Origin of the sequence: New Jersey aster yellows phytoplasma (assembly GCF_002554195.1) — a bacterium.
Classification (GTDB): Bacteria; Bacillota_I; Bacilli_A; order Acholeplasmatales; family Acholeplasmataceae; genus Phytoplasma.
Genome location: NZ_MAPF01000002.1, coordinates 1 through 18,386 on the forward strand (window position 1 = coordinate 1; position 18,386 = coordinate 18,386).

Below are 18,386 nucleotides of genomic sequence, written 5' to 3' on the forward strand. Positions count from 1 at the left end.
AACATTATTGCAAAATAAATTTAAAGGTAAATAACTAAAAACTTTTTTAAAAAAACATTTCTTGCTTTTCTGTTTGTATTTGTATCTAAATTATTTTTTAGAAAAATAATATTTTGATTAATTTAGAATATTTTTTTACTTTCATTTTTTGTTTTATGTTAGAATTTTTTTTATCGAAACAAATAAATCACAATTAATAAATATCAATAAATTTTTATTTCTTGATAAAAAAATAATATCTTTAACTAAAAAAACCTATAAATATTACAGTTTTGTCATCTAATTAACTAAAAAAAATATTTTTTTGTTATAATATTAATGTCTTATAAATTAGAAAATAAAATGCTTATTCCTTGTCTTTACAATTTAGAGATAAAGACCGCGTAGGCCATAAGGAGAGAAAAAATGAAAAAATACGAAATAATGTATATTTTACGCCCCAATTTAGACAACAAATACGTTAAAAAAATTAATGATACTTTGCAAAATGTTTTTTTACAAGCCCCAAACCAAATTTTGGAACAAAAAGAAATAGGATTAAAAGACCTAACTTATTTTATTGATAATCATAAAAAAGGTTATTACAATTGGTTAATGGTAAAAGCAGATAATGATGCTGTTTTAGAATTTAATCGTATTGTCAAAATTACTGAAGAAATTATTAGATTCATCGTTATTAAAGATAAAGAATAAGAAATTTAATTCATATGATTAATAAAGTTATTTTGGTAGGTCGTATTACCAAAGACCCAGAATTAAAAAAACTAATAGTGGTACTTATGTTGTTAAATTTACTTTGGCAGTTAATAAAATTGTAAGTTCTTCTAGCGAAAAAAAACTAATTTTATCAATTGTACTGTTTTTGGTAAACAAGCTGAAAATTTGAAAAATATATTTCTAAAGGTGCTTTAATAGGTGTTGAAGGAAGTATTAGAGTATAAACTTGGGAAAAAGACGGTGTAACTAATTGGCAAACTAGTGTTTTTTGTAACAATGTCCAATTCTTAGAATCTAAAAAAAACTTATAACGATTATGAATAATATTCCAATTAAAAATAATTCCTAAATTAACTGATATAAAATAATAAAAACAATAACATAACCAAATCTAAAAACAAAAATAATAAATATTTTCAATTTCAAAAGGAGTTAAAAATGAAATTTAATAACAAAAAAATACTTTTAAAAAACGTCGCAAAGTTTGTTTTTTTACTGAAAACAAAGTAACTAAAATTGATTTTAAAGACATAGAACTTTTACAAAGATTTATTACTGACCGTGGAAGAATTCTTTCTAGAAGAGTAACAAATATTTCTGCTAGATGGCAACGTCAATTGGCAATTGCTATTAAAAGAGCTCGCCATATGGCTTTAATTCCTTTTATTCAACAATAAAAACAGGGGTTGCATCCTGTTTTTTTTATTAATTACAAATATTTAAAATAAATTTTATCTAATTATTCAAATGCAAATGAGGGCAAAAAAATTATGTTTTCTAAAAATAAACATAACACCAAATTTATTGTAATTGCTTGTGTAATTGTTGTTTTGATTTTAATTCTTTTTTGTTTTGATTTCCAAAATATTCAAGAAATTATTGAAACAATTAATCAATTAACCAACAATCAAAATCCAAGCAAAAATACTGCCAGCGAAATGAGCGGTATGCGTCGTAAAATCATTTTTTTCATTTTTAACTTTTTTGGAAAAATAATTTTAGCATCCTTTATTATCAGTTTTTTGCTTCACATTAAAAAAAACGCCCAAATTAAAAGATTAAAAAACAAACTTTCTTTATGGTCTAAATTATCTTTTCACGTAAGTCAAATTGGAGAAGAAGTGCTCAACGAACTTCCTATTGGTATTGTTTTAATTGATATTTCTAGTCAAGAAATTCAGTGGCTCAATCCTTATGCCAGTTTTATTTTAAAAAATCCTGAAATTAATTCTCCCTTAACTCAAATTAATGAAAATATGGCACAACTAATAAGCACTTCTGATACAATTCCCAAAACCATCATCACTTTAAAAAACCAAAAATTTGAATGTTTTATAAAAAGATTTAAGTGTTTTTTATTTGTTTGATGCTACCGAAAAAGAACAAATCAAACATTTATTTTTACAAAAAACCTTAGCTATTGCTATGATTGCTTTTGATAATTTAGCAGAATCCTTAATTCGTTATGATCTTTCAGAACAATCTCAAATACAAGGTGAATATTTAAGTGCTTTATCTGATTATATTGAACCTTATGAAAGTTATTTAAAACAATTGATAGACGACCGTTTTTTGCTTCTTCTTAACCGCCAAAATTTAGATAAAATGTTAGAAAATAAATTTAGCATTTTAGATACTATCCGCAACATTTCTCACAAATATCAATTAAAAGTTACTCTTTCTATGGGAATTGCTTGTTGGAATTTGTCATATGAAAAACTCGCTACCTACAGTCAAAATGCAATTGAATTAGCCCAAAAAAGGGGTGGTGATCAAGTGGTTGTTAATATTGAAAATGAAAAAATTAAATATTTTGGTGCTAAAATTGCTTCTTTAAGCAAACAATCCAAAGTGCATGCCCGTATTAATGCCCAAAATTTGGTCGATATTTTGAAAAAAAATCCTCATTGTTTTATCATGGGACACACCCACACCGATCTTGATGCTTTGGGTTCTGTAATTGCTTTTTACAAAATTGCAGCCACTATCCATCCCGAAAACAACAATTATATTATCCTTGATGAAGAAAAATTAGACAAAAGCCTCATCCCCGTTTATCATCAATTAATTAAAACTGAGTCAAAAAAAACTCTAAATATTATTACAACCCAACAAGCATCCAAAATGATTAAAGACAATTCCTTAATTGCAGTTTTGGATACCCAAACTAAAGATATGTTAAATAGTCCCGAACTTTTATCGCTAACGCCCAATATTGTAGTTGTTGATCACCACCGCGCTACCGAAGAAATTATTCCTTCTATTTTTTCTTATGTCGAATCATCTGCTTCTTCAACTGTTGAATTGCTTGTTGAAGTTATGGGATTTTTGGAAAAAGAAGTCCACATTACTGCTTTTGAAGCAAGCATTATGTATGCAGGTATTTTAATTGATACTAACGCTTTTATTTACCGTACAAGTTCTAGAACTTTTGAAGTAGCTTCTAAATTAAAAGATTTAGGCGCTGATGCAATTGAGGTTAAAAGTTGGTTACGCAAAGACTTTGATAAAGTTTTAGAAATTAATAAACTGATTTCTGAAATGGAAATTTTTATGGATAGATTTGCTATTATTCAAAGTTCTGAAATTTATGAAAATCGTTCTTTTTTAGCTCAAGTGGCAGAAAGTGTTCTAAACATTCAAAACGTTGATGCTGCTTTTATGATAGCGAAAATAGCAGATAATAAAATAGCAATTAGTGCTCGTTCTTACAATGAAATTAATGTTCAAACTATCATGGAACAAATGGAAGGTGGAGGACATCTTAATAGCGCCGCTACTCAATTAGAAGGAACTAATATCAAAACAGTTACAGACACTTTAAAACATTTTTTAAAATTAGAATATGAAAAAGGTGAAAAGAATATGGAAATTATTTTGTTAACTGATATTTCTAACAAAGGAAAAAAACACGAAATTATTAAAGTTAATAATGGTTATGGCAATTTTTTAATCCAAAATAAAAAAGCTCTTTTAGCAGACAAAGCTAATTTAGCTGTAATTAAACAAACCCAAATTTTAGAACAAGAACAAAAACGTAATCACGAACTTTTAATGCAAAAATTAAAACAAGAAATTGATGACAAAAAAATTACTCTAGATATTCAATTAGGACCTAAAGGAAAAATTTATGGAAAAATTACTCTCAAACAAATTTCTGAAGAATTTTTAAAAGTTCATAATATCACTCTTGACCGTAAAAAAATATCTTTAGAAAGTGAAATTATCGCCATTGGTATTTATCCTGTTGATGTTTTTCTAACTGATCAAATTAAGGCTACTTTTTTCCTTAATGTGACTGAAAGAAAAAGCAAATGACAAATTATTCTAAAAATACTCCTTCAAGTCCTGAAGCAGAACGTGCTTTGTTAGGAGTTTTACTTTTAAACCCTGAAAAAATAACTTTTACCTTAGATATGATTGAAGAAACTGACTTTTACAGCCCTCATCACCAACATATTTTTAGAGCAATGAAAACTTTGCATGAAACTAACAAACAAATTGATTATTCTTCAGTAAGTGCTATTTTAGATAATGAAAAATTATTAAAAAAAATAGGAAATATTGATTATTTAAAAGAATTATCTGATTTGATGCCTTCTATTCAACATATAGGAACATACATTGATTTAATTAAGGAAACTGCTTTAAAAAGAGAAATTATCGAAACTGTAACTTCATTAGCACAAAAAGGATACGAAAACATTGATGTTCAAGAATATTTGGATTTGTCGGAAGAAAAAATCTTTAATTTAACTAAAAACAAAAAACCAACGAATTATTAAAATTAAAAATTTTGTTAAAAGAAATTAAAGAAAAAAATATTCTTGCCAAAAGTCATAAAGATTTAGTAGGTCTTTCAACTGGATATGAAAATCTCAATAACATTACTTTAGGATTTAAACCCGAAGAATTTATTATTTTAGCTGCTCGTCCTTCTATGGGGAAAAGTACTTTTATGCTTAATTTAGCTCTCAGAATTGCTAACCCTAAACACAATTCTCATTCCCCTCATATTGCTATTTTTAGTTTAGAAATGTCAAATGAACAATTAGCTATGCGAATGTTAAGCACCCAATCAAAAATACAACACAAAAAAATTCAATTGGGCAACACCAACAGAGAAGAAAAATTTTTGTTAGAAATATCAATGGAAAAAATGCATGATTTAAATATTTATTTTGATGATTCAGCTACGGTAAATATTTTAGATATTAAAGCTAAATGTCGTAAACTTAAAAGTCAAAACAAACTTGATATTATAATGATAGACTATTTGCAACTTATCCGTAAAACTAACAAACACAACCGCCAAGAAGAAGTAGCAGAAATTTCTCAAAACTTAAAACAAATAGCACGTGAATTAAAAATCCCTGTCATTGCCCTTTCACAACTATCAAGGGATGTAGAAAAAAGAGAAGATAAACGTCCCATTTTGGCTGATCTCAGAGATTCAGGATCAATTGAACAAGACGCTGATATTGTAATGTTTTTGTACCGTGAAGGCTATTATGAAAAAGACAAAAAACCTGATTCTTCTGGGCACACTCAAGTTATTATTGCCAAAAATCGTCAAGGATCAATTGGCATTAGAGAATTTAAGCTTAATTTTGATTATATGTTTTTTTCAGAAATCGAACCTAATAAAAACGAATAAAAAAAGAATTTTGCTTGATTAAAATATTTTTTTACCCCAATTCTTTTTTTTAAAAAAGAGGTAAATATGCTTGACAGATTAAAAAAATAAAACAAAAATATCAAGATTTACAAAAACTTTTGTTAAATGAACAAAATATAACTCAAAAAATTGACATTTTTAAAAATTTATCAAAATTAGAACCAACAGTAGAACTTTTTAACCGATACTTAAATTTAGAAACCGAATTTATTCAAGTTCAAACTATTTTAGAAACCGAACAAGACCAAGAATTATTACTTTTAGCACGACAAGAAAAAGATACTATTTTATCAAAAAAAAATTACCTTAGAAAAATTAAAAATTTTGCTTTTACCCCAAGATCCTTTTGATAAAAAAAATGTTGTCTTAGAAATTAAAGGTGCAGCTGGTGGCAACGAAGCGAATCTTTTTGCAGCTGATTTGTTACGAACCTATGTTAAATACGCCGAAAGCAAAAAATGGAAAGTCGAAATCCTCAATCTAAATCCAAGTATCAAAGGCGGTCTTTCTTCCGTAGAACTTTTAATTTCTGGGAAAAATATTTATTCTTTTTTAAAGTATGAATCAGGTGTTCACCGAGTCCAACGTGTTCCTACTACCGAAGCCCAAGGGCGAATTCATACTTCTACTGCTGTTGTTTTGGTATTTCCTGAAGCAGAAGAATTAGAATTAAAAATTGATTGGCATGACATTCGCACCGACACTTTTAATTCTAGCGGACCTGGCGGACAATCAGTAAACACTACTAAATCAGCTGTTAGACTTACTCATGTACCTTCAGGAATTAGTGTTGCTTGTCAAGAAGGCAAAAGCCAGCACGAAAACAAAGACAAAGCATTTACCCTTTTAAAAACACGCATTTATAACCAAATGTTAAATATTAAACAAGAAGAAGAAAAAACACACAGAAAAAAATTAGTAGGAACTGGCGAAAGAAGCGAAAAAATAAGAACATATAATTACCCCCAAAATCGTATAACAGATCACAGAATTGGACTTACTTTACAAAAATTAGATATCATTATGGAAGGTAAACTCGATTTAGTTATTGAACCTTTGATTCATGAAGCCCAAAAAGAACAACTTGCCCAAAGTTAGTTTTTACGAAATTTATTTTACAAAACCAAAACCTTTCAATTTTAAAACCTGTTTAAGAAAAAAAGATAAATAAAGGAATCATCGTGAAACCAAAAGATATTATTATTTTTCCAACTGATACAGTTTATGGTATGGGCGCTAAATTATATGATAAAAAAGGACTCAACTACATTTATCAAATTAAAAAAAGACCCTTAAACAAAAGTATTGTTGTTTTGTGTTCATCTTTACAACAAGCAAAAAAATTGGTCCAATTTAGTCCTCAAAACCTTAAATTAGCTCTGCATTTTTGGCCAGGGCCTTTAACTTTTGTTCTGCCTACCACTTCCAAATATTTTTCTAAAACAAAGGAAAAAACTTTAGGAGTAAGAATCCCCAACCATCCTTTAACTTTGGAAATTTTAAAAAAAAATGGTCCTTTAAAAACCACTTCTGTTAACCAAAGCAATCATCCTCCACTAAATGATTACCAAACTATTTTTAATATTTATCACAATAAAGTGGCTTTGATTTATAAAAACTATCATCCAATTTTAAAAATATCTTCCACTATTGTTGATCTAACCACTTTTCAACCAGTTATTTTAAGGCAAGGAACAATTACTCAAGAAGAAATTTCATCACAAATCCTAAAATCTTTATTACCATCAAAAAATTGCAAGTTATGTGCCTAGTTTTAAAATTACAAAAAAACCTTTTGCTTACCCAATAAAAAAATTTCCAAACCAATATCTTTATTTATGGTACCTTCTTTAATTTTATATTCTAATTCTATTAAATCTAAAAACAGTGTATTTAATTTTGTTGTTTCAATCAATTTTGCTTCTTTTATTAAAAAAATACTTTTCCTTGTGAAACTGCCAAAACTTTTTGCAATTCTTCTGGGTTGTTTTTTTGTTGCAATAATTCTTTTACCAATAACAATTCTTTAATTTTATGAGTTAATCGATTTATAACATTAAAAGCATTGATTTTTTGCATTTTCAAGGTTTTATAAATTTGATAAGCATCAATATAATTTTGTTTTAAAAAAAAGATTAATTAATCCAAAAATATTGTCATTTTTCTTAAAAGCATTGATTTTTTGTACCATTTGCCAAGTTATATTTTTATCATTTGTTTGACATAATTTGATTTTTGTTATTTCTTGATGCAAAAAATAAAGATTATAGTTAGTTTTACTCGCTAATTCTTGGATAGTTTTTGTATCAATTTTAAAACCATCTTTTTGAAAAACATCCATGATATATTTAAAAAAATCTTTTTTTTCTAAACTATTTGTTGTTTTACAAATACAATGTTTTTCCCAAATTTTTTTGAACTTCAGATGTTTTAGTTGTTTTTTCTGCAAAAAAATATAAATCTAAATTTTTGTAAGGATTTTGTAAATAAGAAATTAAAAAAGCAATTTCTTGAGTTTTTTTTTGAAATAAAATTTCACTGTGATCCACCAAAATTACTTTTTTCCATGTGTTTTCAATTAAAGAAGTGTTTTGCAGTTCTTTTTTAAGTTCTGTTACAATATCTTTTTGCATACAATAATAAACTACATCTAATTTTTTTGTTTGCAAACATTAATTATTTTTTTATTTTTTTTCTAGAAAAAACCTTTGTTTTCCCCAAATTAAATGTATGTTATTTGTTTTTTCCAAATTTAAAACCTCATTTTGCCTTTTTTATTATTAATTAATAATTTGTTTTTTTAATTTTTTTGCAAAATATCAATTCAACATTATTATAAATATCACTATTTTTATTTTATCAAAAAAAAATTATTACAAAACGATATCACAAAATATAAATCAACAAAAATAATAATTTGTTATAATAATATTTGTAAAACACCTTCAAAAATCACCAATCGCAAACAATTATAGGTAAAAGCAAAAAGAAAAGGAAAAACTAAAATGATTAAAAAATCAACTTTTGTGAGTAGTATTGTCAATTTTAAATATATTCCTTTGAAAAAACAACCCGAAATTGTTTTGGTGGGCAGAAGCAACGTTGGCAAAAGTACTTTCATCAATGCTTTAACTCAAAAAAAAATTAGCTAAAATTTCTAAAACTCCTGGCAAAACAATCACCCTAAACTACTATGACATTAATGAATCTTTTTATTTGATCGATACTCCTGGCTACGGTTATGCTAAAAAAAGTAAAGAAATTAAAAAGCAGTTATTACCGATGATTATTGCTTTTTTGGAACAAACTTCTAATCTCAAAGCAATCTTTCAACTAATTGATTTTAAAGTAGGTGCTACTCAAGAAGACGACAGAATCCATCAAGTTCTTTTGCAAGCGGGTTTTGAGGTGGTCTTGTTATTCGTTAAAAAAGATAAAGTTAAAAAAAGTCTTGTACCCAAACAATTAAAAATGCTTGTTAATCACTTTTCCCAAATTAAATATTTCTTTTTGATTTCGTCAAAACAACAAGAAGGGCTGGAAGAATTAAAACTTTTTTTAAGTCAATTAATGGATTCAAATGCCAATGATTAAAAAAAGGATTTCCTTATTTTTTGTACTTTTTTGTTTTTTCAACTTTTTCACTTTGCAAAAAAATAAATTTTTTTACTCCAAACCGCTTAAACATTTTCAAAATTTCCAAAATCCAAAAACTTTTAAAACTTAAAAACTTCAACCATAAAAAAGAAAATAGAAAGAAGCTAATTTTATGCAATCTAAATATGATTTTAAAAAAGTAGAACATCAAAGATACCAAAAATGGTTAGAAAAAAAATATTTTTGTTCTAATCTAAACACCACCAAAAAAACTTTTACTGTTGTAATTCCACCTCCTAATGTAACAGGAAAACTTCATTTGGGACACGCTTGGAATAACACTATTCAAGACATTATTATAAGATTTAAAAAAATGCAAGGCTTTGACGTGCTCTTTTTGCCTGGGATGGATCATGCAGGAATTGCCACTCAAAATAAAGTTAAAGAACAATTAAAACAAGAAGGTCTTTTGAACAAAACTTTAAACAAAGAAATTTTTTTAAAATACGCATGGCAGTGGAAAGAAAAACATGCCCAAAATATTAGGCAACAATGGCAAGTTTTAGGTCTTCATCTCGATTATAATTTTGAAAAATTTACTCTTGATCCTGATTTGAGTCAAACAGTTCAAGAAGTTTTTATCAAATTATACCAACAAAAATTAATTTACAGAGATTATAAAATTATTAATTGGGACCCCAAAACTAAAACAGCCCTTTCTAATGTAGAAGTAAATTACCATGAAACCAAAGGAAAATTATATTATATTAAATATTTTTTGGTTGATTTTACAACTAATTCCAATTTGTCTAATGGCTCTTTTGCTTCTTCTTTTTTAGAAATTGCAACCACTCGCCCTGAAACCATGTTTGCCGACCAAGCTTTAATGGTAAATCCTAACGACCCTAGATATCAATCTTTTATTGGCAAAAAAGTCTTTATTCCTGATACTAACATCCAAATTTCTGTTATTAGTGATAATTACGTAGATATTAATTTTGGTACGGGAGTTGTAAAGGTGACACCTGGACACGATATTAATGATTTCGAAGTAGCTAAAAGACACCAATTAAAAGTTTTATTATGTATGAATGAAGATGGCACTATGAACGATCTAGCTTTGCAATATCAAGGATTAGACCGTTTTGTCTGCCGTCAAAAGTTAGTGCAAACTCTTAAAAAAAAGGATTTTTCACAAAAACCGAAATCCACCTTTATAAAGTAGGATATTCGAGTATTTCTGATTCTATCATTGAACCACGCCTTTCTTTACAATGGTTTTTAAAAACCAAAGCCATCGCCCAAAATGCTTTAAAAACAAATAAAATCAATTTTTTTCCGCTTCGTTTTAAAAATATTTTTAATAATTGGCTCCAAAATATCGAAGACTGGTGTATTTCGCGTCAATTATGGTGGGGTCATCAAATTCCTGCTTGGCACAAAGGAAAAGAAATTAAGGTTCAAATAGAAAGTCCTGGTCCAGAATGGAACCTTGATTGTGATGTTTTGGATACTTGGTTTTCTTCTGCTTTGTGGCCTTTTAGTACTTTGGGATGGCCTAATTGTAACACTCCTTTATTTCAAAACCACTTTCCTACTGATGTTTTGGTAACGGGCTATGACATTTTAACTTTTTGGGTATCAAAAATGGTTTTTCAAAGTATTTTATTAACCCAAAAAGACCCTTTTAAAGATGTTTTATTACATGGTTTAGTAAGAGATAACAAAGGAAAAAAAATGTCTAAATCAAAAGGTAACGGTGTTGATCCTTTAGAAGTTGTTGCCAAATATGGTACTGATGCTCTTAGATGGTTTTTAACTACTAACGCTGCTCCTGGATTTGATTTATTCTATGATGAGACTAAAGTTGCTTCATCTTGGAATTTCATTAATAAATTATGGAATATTAGTCGTTTTATAAAATTAAAAACCAACACCCTAGACACCGATTTTGATATCAATCTTTTGTCTTTACCCCAAAAAGCTCTTTTAACACAATTGCATTTAACAACTCAAAAAGTAACAACTTTATATCAAAAATATGAATTAAAAGAAATTGGAAAAATTTTATATCACTTTGTTTGGGAATATTTTGCTAATTGGCATTTAGAATTTGCCAAACACGATTTAGATCAGAATAACTCCAATTTAACAAACCTGTACAACAGTCAAAAATTTTTAGTTTATATGATAAAATACATTTTGCAACTTTTACATCCTTTTATACCTTTTGTAACTGATGTTCTTTATGAAAATTTTGACAAAAAAACTAACATTACTCAAACTATTTTGCAAAAAACTTCTTATTGTAATTTAGATGCCTTAACTGATTTTGAAAATCTTAAAAACTTAATTATTAAAACACGTCATTTAAGACAAGAATCCAATATCAATTTTAAATTAAATTTAGAATTAGAAATTGTATCTCAATCTTCAACACCCCTCCAAGATTTTGTAAGTTTGCAACAAGCTTTAGAAAAATTTTTCAAAACTTTTCAAATTAAAATTACTAACAAAGTTACTAATTCAAAAAAAACTATTTGGTTAATTGAAAAAAATTTAAGTCTTTATATTGACCGCAAAACTCTCGACAAACTTAATGAAACCAAATTTGAAAGTAATTTTTTACAACAAAAAAATACCCTTCTTAAAGAAATTAAAAGAAGTGAGACCATTTTAAACAATCCATCCTTCTTACAAAAAGCTGCAAGTTCCAAAATTGAAATTGAAAAAAAGAAATACGAAAGTTATTGCAAGCAATATAAAAAATTGTTAGAAAAAACAACAATTAAAAACCGCTAAATCCAAACAAAAAATAAAAAATTTAAATAAAACTATAAATAAATAATTTAAGTTTTGAAATTAAAAAAACATCGCAAACAAAATCCCAAAAAAACTAACCAACTAATATTTTTCAAATTAAAACTACTTATTAAGGGAACTAACCAATGTCAAAAGACGATTCTATTAAAAAAACTGTTACTATAGGGCTGAGCACTACTATTTTTTTTGTTTTAAGTTGTTTTGCCTCTATTCCTGTAGGTTTTAACGTAAGTATTGAGACTTCAGCAGCTTTTTTTAGCTTTCATTGCTGTTGCTTTTGGTCCTTCGGTTGGTTTTTATGTGGGACTTATAGGACACATCATTAAAGATTTTTTTTGTTTGGAAATGTTTCTTGGAATTGGGTTTTATGCTCTGCTCTTATTGGTTTTATTTACGGGTTACCATATAAAATAATTGATCTTAAATATCAAGTGTTTACTAAGAAAAAAATTGTTTATTTTTGGCTTTACCAGGTTGCTTGTAATTTTATAATTTGGGGTTTTTTTGCTCCTCAAAGTGATTTATTGATTTACGGGCAACCACCTAAACTAGTTTATTTACAAAGCTTTTTGATAGTAATTTCTAATATTTTAGCTTATAGTGTGGTGGGAATTAAATTAATGACTATATATTCTTGTCATTACACTAAACAAGCTACTTTAATGAAAATTAATAATTCTTAAACATTTTTTAAACATCATTAATCATATTCCTTTTGCTTCTAAAACCACAACAAAATACTAATTCATTTATTAGATTTTTTCATTTTATAACTTCAAAGAGGAACTTTATGCCAAAACCATTAATCATTTTTAAAGATTTTAGTTTTCAATATTATAGCCAACAAACTCCTACTATAAATCAAATCAATTTAACTATTTATGAAGGACAAAAAGTTTTGATTGTTGGCAAAAATGGTAGCGGTAAATCTACTTTTTTAAAATGTATTAATGGTTTGATTCCTCATAGTTATCAAGGAAAAATTACAGGAACTGCTATTATTAAGGACAAAGTTTTGACACAAACCAATATTTTTGATCTATCTTTGGATGTGGGCACCATTATGCAAGATACAGATAAACAATTTGTAGGTTTAACAGTAGCAGAAGATATAGCTTTTGCCTTGGAAAATGACGCTTTGCCTCAAAGTAAAATATATCAAAAAGTAAATATGTGGGCACAAGATTTAGGATTGCAATCCTTTTTAGATTACAAACCACAAGAACTTTCCGAAGGTCACAAGCAATTAGCGTCGATGGCAGGAGTTTTAATTTATAATCCTTCTATTTTGTTATTTGACGAATCTCTATCCAATCTTGATCCTGTTTCAAGAGCCAAAATGACTGCCTTAATAAAAACTATTCATCAAAAATACCATTCAACTATTTTAGTTATTGAACATTATTTAGAAGATATTTTAGATGATTCTTTTGATAGGATAATAGTATTTGAAGATGGAAAAATTATTTATGACAATTCTCCCCAAAAATTAATTTTAGAAAATGTTTTAATTAAACAAAGTATTCAAGAACCAACTTATATTAGTGCTTTGAAAAAGGTTGGTGTTAATTTGGAACACCTTCCCCATTTATTAAATTTGCCTTATTTGAAATTCTCAGATTTTTCTCAATATTTTTTTCATCAATTAAAAAATTTAAAAAAATGTTCCATTTCTCAAAATTCTCCAACTCAATTATTACCTTCCTTTTACAAACATTTTGCACCTTTTTCCCCAATTTTACAATTACAAAACATTTCTTATCACTATGAACCCAGACAACCCAATATTTTAAATAACATTTCTTTGGATTTATTTCCAGGAGAAATGATTAGTATTTTTGGTAAAAATGGTAGTGGTAAATCTACTTTAGCCAAAGTTATTTGTGGTTTTTGTACTCCTCAAACAGGAACTATTTTATTAAATAATCAAAATATTTCATGTTTATCTTTACAACAAAAATCAGAAAAAATTGGTTTTGTCATGCAAAATCCCCATCATATGATTTCCCAAAAAACTGTTTTTAAAGAAGTAGCATTGGGGTTTTTAAGTAAACAACTTTCATTAACTGAAATCAAAACCAAAGTGCATGCCATTTTGAAAACTTGTAATTTAGAATATTTTGTTAACTGGCCTATTTCTGCTCTTAGTTTCGGACAAAAAAAAAGACTTACTATTGCTTCTATTTTAGTAATGCAACCTCAAATTCTTATTTTGGATGAACCTACCATAGGACAAGATTTAAAACATCGCACACAAATTATGACTTTTTTACAAAAGTTAAATAATAAAGGCATTACCATTGTAATTATTACTCATGATATGTCTTTAATGCTTAATTATACTCAAAGAACTTTGGTTTTAGAACAAGGAGGAATTATTGCAAACACTAATACTTTAAAAATTTTTACAGATATTTCTTTAATGCAAAAAACTTCTCTCAACCCTATTAGTTTGATTGTTCTTTTTAATAAATTGCCATTTACATCAGAAGAAAAAAATGTTTTGTTAACTCAAATGTTGGCTTTTTTAAGGGAGGATTATTGTTATGGAAAATAGTATGTTGCAATATTTACCAGGTAATACTTTCATTTATAAAATCCAAGGAGCAACTAAGTTATTGTTTTTGATTTCGGTTTCAATTGCTTGTATGATGGTCTATCATGTGTGGTTTTTATTGGGGCTTTCCCTTTTGTCTTTGTTTTTTTTTGGTGTGCTAAAATTAAATGGCAGCAAGTGGTTTTTGTGGTTAAAGGAATTTTCTTTTTTTGTTTGTAAACAATATTATTATTATTATTATTTTTAGAAATCACGGTACTCAAATATATAACTCCAAAACCCCCATTCCTTTATTTTATAATCTTTTAACCCAAGAACAATTGTTTTATCAATTTAATGTTTTGTTAAAGTATTGTTGTATCATTCCTTTGTTTTTAATCTTTATTATAACTACTAATCCAAGTCAATTAGCTGCTAGTTTAAATAAATTAGGGGTTAGTTATAAAATTAGTTATGCTTTTTCTCTTACTATTCGCTATATTCCTGAAATTCAAAAAGATTTTAAAAATATTTATTTCAATCAACAAATACGAGGTATTAAAGTTGTTAAAAAAACTCATTTTGTAGCTCGCATTATTGCAGATATTAAAAAAATTGCCCTTATTATTCCTCCTTTGATTTTCTTTAATTTAGATAAAATTGATGTAATTACTAATGCTATGCAATTGAGGCGTTTTGGTAAATATAAAACAAGAACTTGGTATTATGAAAAATCTTTTAGTATTCTTGATTTGTTTACTTTTTTATTAGGGTTGGCACTCCTTTTGCTTGGTGTGTGGCTTTTGTGCCGTTATGATAGGTTTTATTATCCTTTTGCCAAAAACCCTTTTTGATAATAGTATTGTAAAAATATCAAAATTAAAGAATTAAATATTTTTTAAAAATATTTTATAATTTATATACAATAATGTATTTATCTTTAAAACTTTTAATATCTATTATTATAAAAACCATAATGCAAATGAAAGTCCATATTAAAAATATTGCTATTTTGGCATTGGTAATGTTTATCATTTTATTTAGTAAAAAATTATTTTTGGGAAATGTAATAAAAGGAAATTGACTCTTGTGTAGGTGATAAATATCTTGTTGAGAGCAAATATTAATTAGATTTCCTTGAGAATCAAAAGCAAACCAATTATTATAATAAAGGTTTTCTTCTGAGTTAAAATAATTTTCTAAAAAAGTACTATCTATTGTAATTGATTGGCTGCTTTGGTTATCTAGTAATGCTAAATGGCTTTGAAAAATATGAGGTGCTAATGCTTTATCAGAAATGTTATTATAATTGCTAATTAAATATATTTTTTCTCCTAACAAAAGTTTTTTATCAGGAGTAAAGGCACAAACAGGATAATTTGTTCTAGATTCAAAAGTTATGTAGCTAAAAGGATTATTTTGGGTGGCTATGTTTTGATATTTTCCTTTTTCATTTTGTAAGCCAAAAGGTGTTTGGATAGTTATTTTAACGTTTTCATTGCAAATATTTTGGAAAGTATCTAAGAGATAAGAAGTATTTAAATTTATTACATTTTTTTCCAAAATGATAGTATATATAAAAGTATTATCGGAATTATTTACAACTTTTTGGTTAATGATAACCCCTAAGTTGATATTTTGGGCATTGTAATAATCTTGGCATAAAACTATAGTTTTTAACATATCTTCTTTAATTATTTGTTCTTTATTATCAAAAAGATTATAAAAAGTATTTGGCTTTATTTGGTTTTTGGAGGTAGTTTTGGTTGATTTGATATTGGTTTCTAAAATCTTTTTTTGTTTTTCTAAAATGCTGTGATAAGAAAAAGTTTGTTTAGTAAATGATAAAAACATTTTATCTATGTCAATTTTAGGTATTTGAATTGTTTCTTCATAACTTTTTTTATTGTTATAATCAAACATTTGAATTTGTAAATAAATACTAAATTGATTAGCACTTGCTAAACTAATTTCTAGTTTCTTGTATTTATGAGTATCAAAATTAACTAATTGTATTGTTTCTAACCCATAAAAATTTATTGTAATCAGATTTTCTTGGTTGTTTTTATTTTGAAAAATTATTTTTTGTTTGGGTTGTTCTTTTATATAAACATAGAGGTCTTCTAAAAAGATTTGTGTTTGGATGTAAGGCTTTTGTTCGTTTAGTTTTTCATTTTCCAATTTGTTAAGTTCGTGTGCAATATGGTTTTTATTAGTTTTAGTTGTTTGGAATGCAATATCATTTGGATTGTGATTTGCTTTGTTTTCTTTTTTGGATTTGAGTAAATTATAAAATTGTTGTTTGATGTAATTAATGTTAATTGATTGAGAAATGCGCAAAATTTTATGGTAACTCCTATTTATGCCTATTAATTTTCCTTCAGCATTAAAAAGAGGTCCTCCGCTATTGCCTGAATCTAGAGTCATATCAGAGTTAATTTCTTTTTCATTAAAAAAAGCAACAACTCCTATTTTAAATAAATTTTGTTTAAATTGAGGTCTTTGATGAGGCATTAAATCAAAATACCACTGTTTCCATTTTATTTTTGTTGGTTTTTGGAATTGTTTAGTTTGTAAGCCTTTTTGGCAACCCAATACCCAAACTTGTTCTCCTTGATGAATAGGTATTTGTATGTCTTTTTCAAAATTAATGTATTTTTCAAGGACTTCATTTAATTTTTGAGTAGTATTTGAGCTGGGAATAGTAAAAGTTATGATAGCTATATCATCGTATTCACGATTGTTATTAATAAAAGCATATAGTTTCGCTTGACTTTTTAAACCTTGATTGTTTTTGATTGTTATTTGTTTTTGGGGATTTGATGTATGATAAAAACTTTCAATTACATGACGATTAGTTAGTGTATAATATGTAGTATTGTTATTTATTTGTTCTTTGTAAACAATTATTCCTGTTCCCAGACTATAACCAGTATCAATAAATAAAGTAATTAAATTGAGGTCTTGGAGTATTTGATTGTTGGGTGGTTCTTTTTCTTTTGTCTTTGTTTCTATATCTACTATATTATTGGGGTTGTTAATTGTGTTGATAAGTTTTATTATTGGGGATTTTTCGTTATTTATTATAGGTTTATTAAAATTTATGGAAGGAATTGCTTTAATATATTTAATTCCTTTTTCTTTTTTCATTTCATTAGGTATTAAAAAACCAATTAAATCACCTTTTTCAGTCCAAAAAATAGTTTGTTGGTTGTTGGAATTGCAACGACTAGAAATAGCAATAAATATTTCATCTAATTCATTGTTAACTTCAACGTCTTCGCTTATATGACTTTGTTGAAAGGTAATTGTTTGTGGTATAGTTGTAGAAAAAGAATGAATTGGTTGTCCTTGGCAATATTTATTGGGTCTTTGTAAAGGAGTAATTTTATATTGTTTGTGTGATTTAAAAGTTATAATATCCAAATCTTTTAATAAAGGAGTAAAAATGCTATATTGAGTTAATAGTTGATTTTGAATAGTGCCCCATTCTTCTCCTTGGGGATTTGATAATTTTATAATGTCGTTTTTTTGTGTGATATTTTTAGGAGTAAGAACAAAATATATTTTTTGTTCTGAATTTTTAATCGATGGTGCTTTTTCATTTTCTTTTTCGTTGTGGTTGTCATTATTGTTTGTGATTTTTAAACTATAAAAAATAATTCCTAAAGCAATTTTATCATCTGTATTTATTTGCCAAATTTGGTCTTTGTTGATTTGTATTTGATTAGTATTTTTAATTTGTTCTTCCTTAATATCTTTTTTAATGTTTTCTTTTAAAATATCTTTTTCTTTTTCTAAAACTTTAATAGTTTGTTTAATAGTTTTAGTTTGGCTATTTTCATTTAGTTTATCAAAAGATAAGGAATTATTCATAAATTGACTAGTATAAGAGTAATTTTGTAATTGAATAAAACTTAACCAAAAAAGAATAGATATGCTAAAAAATAAGATAAATTTACGATAAAAATTAATTCTTTTCATAAAACTCTTTTCTAATTATGAGCGATGTTTAATAAATTATAAATAGAAGTA

Annotated in this window: 15 protein-coding genes and 4 pseudogenes; 14 read left to right on the forward strand and 5 right to left on the reverse strand. The window is 26.6% G+C overall.

All coding sequences use genetic code 11. The annotated features are described in order from the left end of the window. Positions 1-405: 405 nt before the first annotated feature. The 8 genes and pseudogenes from rpsF (at position 406) to BBA70_RS00070 (ending at position 7,167) form a co-directional block, all read left to right on the forward strand. Positions 406-693, forward strand: coding sequence for a 30S ribosomal protein S6 (gene rpsF, locus BBA70_RS00035; protein WP_011412287.1), 288 nt, complete (start codon positions 406-408; stop codon positions 691-693). A 462-nt stretch (positions 694-1,155) separates the two neighbouring features. Continuing rightward, positions 1,156-1,394 (forward strand): annotated as a pseudogene (rpsR, locus tag BBA70_RS00040) (30S ribosomal protein S18). Positions 1,395-1,487: 93 nt separating this feature from the next. After that, complete coding sequence (locus tag BBA70_RS00045; protein ID WP_252861395.1) at positions 1,488-2,084, forward strand: hypothetical protein; 597 nt, start codon at positions 1,488-1,490, stop codon at positions 2,082-2,084. Continuing rightward, positions 2,077-4,035: a 50S ribosomal protein L9 gene (gene rplI / locus BBA70_RS00050; RefSeq protein WP_252861396.1), complete on the forward strand. Its 1,959-nt coding sequence runs from the start codon at positions 2,077-2,079 to the stop codon at positions 4,033-4,035. The genes BBA70_RS00045 and rplI overlap by 8 nt, the downstream gene beginning before the upstream one ends. Continuing rightward, complete coding sequence (locus BBA70_RS00055; protein WP_252861397.1) at positions 4,032-4,502, forward strand: DnaB-like helicase N-terminal domain-containing protein; 471 nt, start codon at positions 4,032-4,034, stop codon at positions 4,500-4,502. Before rplI ends, BBA70_RS00055 begins: the two co-directional genes overlap by 4 nt. An 11-nt stretch (positions 4,503-4,513) precedes the next feature. Next, positions 4,514-5,374 (forward strand): replicative DNA helicase, encoded by an 861-nt coding sequence (locus BBA70_RS00060; RefSeq protein WP_252861398.1) that lies wholly within the window; start codon positions 4,514-4,516, stop codon positions 5,372-5,374. 66 nt (positions 5,375-5,440) lie between these two features. Continuing rightward, positions 5,441-6,493: pseudogene (gene prfA / locus BBA70_RS00065) on the forward strand (peptide chain release factor 1). An 83-nt stretch (positions 6,494-6,576) separates the two neighbouring features. Continuing rightward, complete coding sequence (locus BBA70_RS00070; RefSeq protein ID WP_011412293.1) at positions 6,577-7,167, forward strand: L-threonylcarbamoyladenylate synthase; 591 nt, start codon at positions 6,577-6,579, stop codon at positions 7,165-7,167. A gap of 8 nt (positions 7,168-7,175) precedes the next feature. Here the strand turns inward: BBA70_RS00070 and BBA70_RS03630 are convergent, their stop codons facing one another. From BBA70_RS03630 to BBA70_RS00085, 4 genes are read right to left on the reverse strand one after another with little or no spacing between them, the layout of a single operon-like run. Continuing rightward, positions 7,176-7,370, reverse strand: a complete 195-nt coding sequence (locus BBA70_RS03630; protein WP_334198997.1) for a hypothetical protein — start codon at positions 7,368-7,370, stop codon at positions 7,176-7,178. Continuing rightward, complete coding sequence (locus BBA70_RS00075; protein ID WP_252861399.1) at positions 7,325-7,474, reverse strand: hypothetical protein; 150 nt, start codon at positions 7,472-7,474, stop codon at positions 7,325-7,327. The genes BBA70_RS03630 and BBA70_RS00075 overlap by 46 nt, the downstream gene beginning before the upstream one ends. Positions 7,475-7,502: 28 nt before the next feature. Then, positions 7,503-7,736, reverse strand: coding sequence for a hypothetical protein (locus BBA70_RS00080; RefSeq protein WP_425312266.1), 234 nt, complete (start codon positions 7,734-7,736; stop codon positions 7,503-7,505). A gap of 43 nt (positions 7,737-7,779) precedes the next feature. Continuing rightward, on the reverse strand, positions 7,780-8,064 hold the full coding sequence (locus BBA70_RS00085) for a hypothetical protein (RefSeq protein ID WP_252861401.1): 285 nt from the start codon (positions 8,062-8,064) through the stop codon (positions 7,780-7,782). Positions 8,065-8,400: 336 nt separating this feature from the next. Between BBA70_RS00085 and BBA70_RS00090 the strand changes: the two genes are divergently transcribed. The 6 genes and pseudogenes from BBA70_RS00090 (at position 8,401) to BBA70_RS00115 (ending at position 15,205) form a co-directional block, all read left to right on the forward strand. Beyond that, complete coding sequence (locus tag BBA70_RS00090; RefSeq protein WP_252861402.1) at positions 8,401-8,547, forward strand: GTPase; 147 nt, start codon at positions 8,401-8,403, stop codon at positions 8,545-8,547. A 25-nt stretch (positions 8,548-8,572) separates the two neighbouring features. Continuing rightward, positions 8,573-8,989: a YihA family ribosome biogenesis GTP-binding protein gene (locus BBA70_RS00095; protein ID WP_252861404.1), complete on the forward strand. Its 417-nt coding sequence runs from the start codon at positions 8,573-8,575 to the stop codon at positions 8,987-8,989. A gap of 175 nt (positions 8,990-9,164) precedes the next feature. Further along, positions 9,165-11,794, forward strand: a pseudogene (locus BBA70_RS03860) (valine--tRNA ligase). Positions 11,795-11,940: 146 nt separating this feature from the next. Further along, positions 11,941-12,498: pseudogene (locus tag BBA70_RS00105) on the forward strand (ECF-type riboflavin transporter substrate-binding protein). A gap of 107 nt (positions 12,499-12,605) precedes the next feature. Then, positions 12,606-14,372, forward strand: coding sequence for an ABC transporter ATP-binding protein (locus BBA70_RS00110; RefSeq protein WP_041639768.1), 1,767 nt, complete (start codon positions 12,606-12,608; stop codon positions 14,370-14,372). Positions 14,373-14,581: 209 nt separating this feature from the next. Then, complete coding sequence (locus tag BBA70_RS00115) at positions 14,582-15,205, forward strand: energy-coupling factor transporter transmembrane component T family protein (RefSeq protein ID WP_252861403.1); 624 nt, start codon at positions 14,582-14,584, stop codon at positions 15,203-15,205. Between the two features lie 55 nt (positions 15,206-15,260). On the opposite strand, the gene BBA70_RS00120 is transcribed toward BBA70_RS00115, so the two are convergent. Further along, entirely contained in the window at positions 15,261-18,335 is a 3,075-nt protein-coding gene (locus tag BBA70_RS00120) for a S1 family peptidase (protein ID WP_011412300.1), read from the reverse strand. Positions 18,336-18,386 lie beyond the last annotated feature (51 nt).